Origin of the sequence: Halorientalis brevis (assembly GCF_042678165.1) — an archaeon.
GTDB lineage: Archaea > Halobacteriota > Halobacteria > Halobacteriales > Haloarculaceae > Halorientalis > Halorientalis brevis.
Genome location: NZ_JBHUDJ010000014.1, coordinates 178,885 through 185,378 on the forward strand (window position 1 = coordinate 178,885; position 6,494 = coordinate 185,378).

At 64.3% G+C, this 6,494-nt stretch carries 7 protein-coding genes; 5 read left to right on the top strand and 2 right to left on the bottom strand.

The genetic code is table 11. The features are described 5' to 3' along the window. The first annotated feature begins 16 nt into the window (after positions 1-16). The 3 genes from dph2 (at position 17) to ACFR9U_RS17340 (ending at position 3,183) form a co-directional block, all read left to right on the top strand. Complete coding sequence (dph2, locus tag ACFR9U_RS17330; RefSeq protein ID WP_247378399.1) at positions 17-1,069, top strand: diphthamide biosynthesis enzyme Dph2; 1,053 nt, start codon at positions 17-19, stop codon at positions 1,067-1,069. 66 nt (positions 1,070-1,135) lie between these two features. After that, on the top strand, positions 1,136-1,954 hold the full coding sequence (locus tag ACFR9U_RS17335) for a DUF7537 family lipoprotein (protein WP_247378400.1): 819 nt from the start codon (positions 1,136-1,138) through the stop codon (positions 1,952-1,954). Positions 1,955-2,097: 143 nt separating this feature from the next. Continuing rightward, on the top strand, positions 2,098-3,183 hold the full coding sequence (locus ACFR9U_RS17340; protein ID WP_247378401.1) for a hypothetical protein: 1,086 nt from the start codon (positions 2,098-2,100) through the stop codon (positions 3,181-3,183). 28 nt (positions 3,184-3,211) lie between these two features. On the opposite strand, the gene ACFR9U_RS17345 is transcribed toward ACFR9U_RS17340, so the two are convergent. After that, positions 3,212-3,577, bottom strand: coding sequence for a DUF4112 domain-containing protein (locus tag ACFR9U_RS17345; RefSeq protein WP_247378402.1), 366 nt, complete (start codon positions 3,575-3,577; stop codon positions 3,212-3,214). Positions 3,578-3,752: 175 nt separating this feature from the next. On the opposite strand from ACFR9U_RS17345, the gene ACFR9U_RS17350 reads away from it, so the two are divergent. Next, positions 3,753-4,376 carry an METTL5 family protein gene (locus tag ACFR9U_RS17350; protein ID WP_247378403.1) on the top strand — a complete coding sequence of 208 codons (624 nt, stop codon included), beginning with the start codon at positions 3,753-3,755 and terminating at the stop codon, positions 4,374-4,376. Here the strand turns inward: ACFR9U_RS17350 and ACFR9U_RS17355 are convergent, their stop codons facing one another. Next, positions 4,377-6,026: a rhomboid family intramembrane serine protease gene (locus ACFR9U_RS17355; protein WP_247378404.1), complete on the bottom strand. Its 1,650-nt coding sequence runs from the start codon at positions 6,024-6,026 to the stop codon at positions 4,377-4,379. It abuts the gene before it with no gap. A gap of 162 nt (positions 6,027-6,188) precedes the next feature. On the opposite strand from ACFR9U_RS17355, the gene ACFR9U_RS17360 reads away from it, so the two are divergent. Beyond that, positions 6,189-6,407, top strand: coding sequence for a hypothetical protein (locus tag ACFR9U_RS17360; protein WP_247378405.1), 219 nt, complete (start codon positions 6,189-6,191; stop codon positions 6,405-6,407). The last annotated feature ends 87 nt before the right edge of the window (positions 6,408-6,494 follow it).

Consider the following 6,494-nt stretch of genomic DNA (forward strand, 5'->3'; position numbering starts at 1 on the left):
CCGATACAGGAGTCAAATGAGTCAGGACCGGTCGGAGTACTCCGAGGGGGACCTCCGCAACACGGGGATGTCGCTCAAACACGACCGCGAGTGGGATTACGAACTCGACCGCATCGTCGACGCCGTCAGCGAACGCGACGCAGAGACAGTCGGGCTCCAGTTCCCCGAGGGACTGAAACGCCGTGCGAAAGCCGTCACCGACGACCTCCGGGAGCATCTCCCGGACGACGTGACCGTGATGACCTCGGGCCAGCCCTGCTACGGGGCCTGTGATCTGGACACCTATCTGATGCGGCGGACCGACGTGTTCGTCCACTTCGGGCACAGCCCGATGAAGGAGTCGGAGAAGATCATCTACGTCCCGCTGTTCTCCAACGTGGAAGTCACGCCGATCATGGAGGAGTCCCTCGCGGAACTCGCCGATCCGGACGAGGAGCCAGCGGTCGGTCTGGTGACGACGGCCCAGCACATGAACAAGTTCGAGGACATGCGCGAGTGGCTCGAAGAGCGCGGCTACGAGGTCCACACGCGCCGGGGCGACGACCGCCTCACCCACGAAGGGCAGGTCCTTGGCTGTAACTACGCCAGCGCGGACGTGGACGCCGATCAGATCCTCTACGTCGGCGGCGGGAAGTTCCACCCGCTCGGCCTCGCGATGGAGCACCCGGACAAACACGTCGTCATCGCCGATCCGGTCAACAACGTCGTCACCATCGCCGACCCCGAGAAGTTCCTCAAGCAGCGCTACGCCTCGGTCCACAAGGCGATGGACGCCGAGAACTGGGGCGTCATCTTCTGCACCAAGATCGGCCAGGGTCGCTGGGAACAGGCCCAGGAGATCATCGAGAACAACGACGACGCGTACCTGGTCACGATGGACGAGGTGACGCCCGATCGGCTGACGAACTTCGGGTTCGACGCCTACGTCAACACTGGTTGTCCGCGGATCACGACCGACGACGGCCCGCAGTTCAAACAGCCGATGCTCACCCCCGGTGAGTACGAAATCGCCACCGGTCAGAAACCGATGGAGGAACTCTCCTTCGATACCTTCCACGGAACCTGGTAGCGACGGGGTATCGCCGGGGAACTGTCCGGCAAAATCTCCTACGTTCACGCGGAGTGAAACGTTCGTGTGGATCGAACTACCCGTCGTACCAGGCTGGCGCTCGTCGGTGGCGTCGTCGTGGTGCTCGCGATCGTCGGAGCGGCGGCGGTACTCGCGACAACGGGCGACCCTGTCAATCCGTTCGGGCAGGGCGAGCCCGAAACTGGGGAACTCGCCCCGGGCGTGTACGCGAACGACTCGGTGAACGTCACGCGATTGCTCGTCGCACACCGCTCGCAGCTTCGCGAGCAGGGCTTTCTCACAGAGACGACCGTCACGTCGCGCGCCAACGACTCCGTCGTCGTCGCCAGCGGCCAGCAGGTCAGGGCCACGTCGAACCTCTCGAGAGTGGTGGTCCAACAGCACCGCTCGGCCGCCGGACGCCAGAACGTCACCGCCGACGTGTACGTCAACGAGACCAACACGCTCGTTCGGATGGAGGCCGACGGCAACGAATCCTACCAGGTCCGCGAGCGGGTGCAGTCCCAGTCCGTCCCACCGATCTCCCGCGCCACGCTCACCGTCTTCGGTGAGGCAGCCCGTACCTTCACCGTCGAGAACACGACCGGCACGGACGCACAGCGCCGGACGACACTCACAGCGACGATCGGCGGAAACGGAACGACCCCGCAAACCGACGTGACCATGATCGTCGACGAGCAGGGCGTCATCCGGTCGCTGACCATCGTCAGCGGACAACAGGGGAGCGGACAGGTCGTCGAAACGAGGTACGACCTCCAGCAACTCGGTGTCAACACCGTCCAGCCCCCGGACTGGCTCTCGGAGATCCCAGCGAACGCCACCGTTCGGACGCCGCCCGCCGGCCCGCGACCAACCACGCGCTAAGTACCTGGCATTGGATCAGCGAGTCGTTCTCTCCCCGGTTGTGGAGCGTCTCTGGACAGACGAACGGAACCAGAGAGAAGGTCGCGCCAAGGCACAACAAGGTCGCAATAGTTCATACTTCCGTGCGCGTGGAAAGTCACGCCGTGGCACGAAACCACACACTTCTCGCAGTAGCAATTACGCTGGTCGTGGTTGCGGCGCCAGCCACGGCGGGAGCAGCGACTGCTGCGGGAACACAGGCAGCGGAGAATCAAACTGACGAGACGGGCGAGCTCGCACCAGGGGTCTACGAGAACGGGTCGGTAAACACGACAGCGCTATATCAAGCGCACAGGGAAGGTCTCCTCGACGAGGGGTATCAGACGAGTGAGAGTCTCGACGTCGTACTTAACGACTCGGAGTTCCTGACCGCCGAGACGGAGACGGCTGGCACTCCGGACAACGAGAACGTCTCGGCGACGACGACGTTCACGGTCATCGGACTCGACTACGACATCGGCGTGTGGGCGAACGAGTCACAGAAGATCGTGCGGATCGTCAGGGACGACAATACCACGTACCGGGTGTACCGACGTGGACCACCGGAGTTCGCAGGTCCATCCGAAGATAACGGGAACGAGACCGACGGTCGCTACGGTCCTCACGGTGAGAATGGCGAATACGGCCCGCACATGGGCGACGACCGACAGGGCCCACATCGCGGTGACGGGCCGCACATGAACGATGGTAGTTACGGCCCCCACGACGACGGTCGCCAGATGAACGACGGCATGGGCATGCAGATGGGTATGGGCATGCACCACGGAATGGGTCCCGGTGAAATGCCGGTGCCCGGATACGCGGTGTTGTTCCTCGACAAGGTCACCGAGAACTTCACCGTCGAGAACGAGACGACCATCGACGACAGGACGGCGTACACGCTGACCGCACCGGTCGAGATCGACGACGAGGCTGAAGGCAACTTCACCGGCGAGGTCACGCTCCTGGTCGACGAAACGGGAGTCGTCCACTCGGCCGACGTGAGCGTCGACTCCGACGAGTACGGCAGCGAAACCGAGTACAGCTTCACCCTCGAAGAACTCGGCGTTGACTCCGTCGAACAACCCGATTGGGTCGAAGACGTGCCGGCGAACGCGACCGCGTACGGGCCGCCTGAAGAGCAACCCGGAGACGGTGGCTACGACGACGATGACGATGACGACGAGGACGAGAACGACGACGGGTACTGACTGTCACACCCACTGACCCCCTCTTTTTTTAGGAGTCGAGGTGGCGCTCCAGGAGTCGGACGTTCCAGACGTTAGCCTTCCAGACGGCGTCGAACAGCGTCCCGAACACGGGAATCGACCCGACGACGAAGTCGATCGCCAGTAGCGCGAGCATGAGTGCGACAAGCCTCGCTGACGCGCCGACCCGGATCGCCTCGAAGACGACGTAGAGCGAGAGCACTAACGAGACCGAATCGCCGGCCACGGGGAGAATACCGAGGATGGGATCGAGACCGATCCGGTAGTTGACGACGGGAAGCTCGATCGAATTGTCGAGTGCCTGACTGACCGAGCGTGCGCGTTCGAGCGAGGGATGCTGGCCAGTTCGCTCTCGCGATTCCGTTGCAGCAGGCATACTCACCAGTCCGTCTGGACGTCAAAAAGAGTGACTCGCCTCCCCACGCTGTCAGGAGGGAGTGTGGAATAACCTTGGGTCATATACAAACATTTTTGAATGAATGGCGTGTATCATCGGGGGAGATGACCGGGAGCGTCGATCGGCAGCGAGAGCGGACGTGGAGGGGAGAGCCATGAGTACGAAGAGCGCACTGGCACAGCGATTAGCGATCGTTGCCGGCTTCGAGGACCCGGACGTCTCCCTGGAACAGTACCGGACGCCACCGGAGCTGGCAGCGCATCTGGTTCACACAGCTGATCTCCAGGGAGACGTCGAGGATCGGACGGTCCTCGACCTCGGCTGTGGGACGGGCATGCTCGCGCTGGGGGCCGCCCTTCGGGGACCGACACACGTCGTCGGCCTTGACGTCGATCCGGCGCCGTTACGGACGGCCCGCGACAACGAGCGCAAAGTCGCGACGGCCACTGACGTCGAGTGGGTGCGGGCGGACGCGACGCGAGCGTCGCTCTGTCCCGACGGAGAGACGACCGTCGTCATGAACCCGCCGTTCGGCGCACAGTCGGGCAACGAACACGCCGATCGAGCGTTCCTGGCCACGACGGCCGAGATCGCGGACGTGTCGTACTCGATCCACAACGCTGGGAGCGACGAATTCGTCGAATCATTCGCGGCCGACAACGGCGGCGAGGTGACACACGCGTTCCGGGCCGAATTCGATCTCCCGCATCAGTACGACCACCACACCGAAGCCCGGCGGACGATCGACGCGGAAGTGTTCCGAATCGAGTGGGCCTGATCAACTGCGCTCTTTTCTGGCGACGCGCACTTTGGTGCCCTTTCGTTCGACGAACACGCTCTTGTCCGTCCTGTTGAATCGCAGCCCGCCAGCAGTGACGTTCGCGCCGGGAGCCGGCACCGCCGTCGTTCCGACCGTCTGATTCTCGTCGATCACGGTGAAGTTGAACGACGTCGCGGTCGGCTGGATGAGGATTCGGCGGCCGGCGATGCGCGGTTCGATGGTCGTTGCTTTGGACTGGAAGGCGAGCCGGCGGTCACCGTCGGACGGGTTCAGGAAGACCTTGTAGACGCTGCTGTTCCCGGCCGCCTGCCAGCCTGTGCGATTGACGACGACCGTCTCCCGCCAACCGGGACCGCCGACGACGACCCTGGCACGGCCGTTGTACGCGAGTCTGGTCTTCGAGACGACCGTCTGGAAGATGCTTCGGCGCTCGCTGACGACGATGACGCCGCTCGTGTTGAGGTCGGTCGTCTCGCCGAGCAACGAGACGTCGAACGCGGAGACGTACTGGTCCTCGACGTCTTCGGCGTAGGTGACGGTGTAGTCCTCGACGTCCACGCTGGCGTCGAACGGTTCCTCGGAGACGGTCACGAGGTTGACCGGCACGGCAGCCACGCTGATCGCGAGCGTGACCGAGATCAGGAGGCCGATCGCAGCCTCGCGGCTCCGGAGGTCGATGGGTCCGACCAGCGTTCGGCTCGACGCAGTCACCGCCGCCGTCACGAGCGCCGCGAGGAGGAAGACGAGGAACGCCCCCACCGCCCGGAAGAGAACGTACTTGCCGCCCCCGCGGAACCAGTAGACGGCCCACAGCGACTGTGCGACCACGAAGATCACCGTCGCGATCCACAGTCGACCGGCCGTCGGCGTGCGGTCGCGCCGGTACGCGACGTACGCGCCGAGCAACACACCGAGCAACAGCCCGAGCGCGTGGCCCTGGATCGCGATCTGTGACCACCAGGGTGCACTGAATCCCCCCGGGCCGGCCTGTGCGGTCGTGACCGGATTCAGCATCGCCCGGTAGACGAGATTCAACACCTGCATTCCGGAGAGCGCGACGACGGTCGTGATGGGATACGAAACGAGTGCGAACCCGGCGAACGCGAAGACGACGCCCGAGAACCCGATGACCGGGCCGACGGCGAAGACGCCGGTGAGCAGGCCGACGACGAACACCACGACGGGGAACACCAGGATGCGGACGAACGGATTGGCGCGCCACCCACTGAACGACTGGCTCCCGCGGGCGGTCGGGAAGTGACTCCAGGCGTACTCGGCGATTGGAGCGAACGCGAGCGTCCCCATCAGATTTCCCGTCACGTGTGCGAGGCCAGCGTGCGTGAACGGCGCGGTCACGATGCCAAAGGGGTAGAAGTACGACCACGCGCGAAACGGAATGACCAGGGGCCGTCGCGGATGGGCGAGGCCGCCCTGGAGGAACAGGTAGACCCCGCCGACGCCGACGAGGGTCAGCAGCGACCCCCACGGAATCCCGAGGAAGAACCGAGACCGGAGGCGTCGTCCCCACGCGCCCTGGGGCCGTGCGATCCGGAGCGCGATGCCGAGCGACAGGAGAACGCCGGAGCAAACGAGCATCGGCCAGACTGGCAACCACGCCGGTCCGACGACAAATTGCAACGCCCCCATCGTTATCCACATCGGCGGGGCGCTCCGGTATAGTCCTTATTGACTGTGGCCCCGGTCGACGCAGACGTCCAGACCCGATCCGACGGCCGTCGGCTTCGAACCCAATGCCGCGTGCACAGGGAGTCACCCCTGCTTATACCCGAGCGCTCACATGATGAACTAATGCGAGTTCAGGTTCCCGGACCAGCGCACGAGGAGTTCCAGGGATGGCTGCTGCTGCAGGTTCCGTTCGGGATCGGACTGGTGGGTGGGACGTTTCTCGGGGTACAGGCCGCGCCGACGGTGCTGCTATCGGTCGTCACCACGCTCGTCTGTGGGCTCGTGGGACTGGGGATCGGCATCGCGCTGTACAACTGGCGGGGCTCGGCGTCGGCGAGCTGATACCGAACTGCGCTGGGCGAGTTTCTCTCCGATTCCAACCGAGTCAGTCGCAAGCATCCGGCGCGCTTGCGCGCCGGTTCACTGCTG

Coding starts and splice junctions, on each gene's coding strand:
- ACFR9U_RS17345 (WP_247378402.1), bottom strand. CDS start 3,577: ATGCCTGCTGCAACGGAATCGCGAGAGCGAACTGGCCAGCATCCCTCG.
- dph2 (WP_247378399.1), top strand. CDS start 17: ATGAGTCAGGACCGGTCGGAGTACTCCGAGGGGGACCTCCGCAACACG.
- ACFR9U_RS17355 (WP_247378404.1), bottom strand. CDS start 6,026: ATGGGGGCGTTGCAATTTGTCGTCGGACCGGCGTGGTTGCCAGTCTGG.
- ACFR9U_RS17350 (WP_247378403.1), top strand. CDS start 3,753: ATGAGTACGAAGAGCGCACTGGCACAGCGATTAGCGATCGTTGCCGGC.
- ACFR9U_RS17360 (WP_247378405.1), top strand. CDS start 6,189: ATGCGAGTTCAGGTTCCCGGACCAGCGCACGAGGAGTTCCAGGGATGG.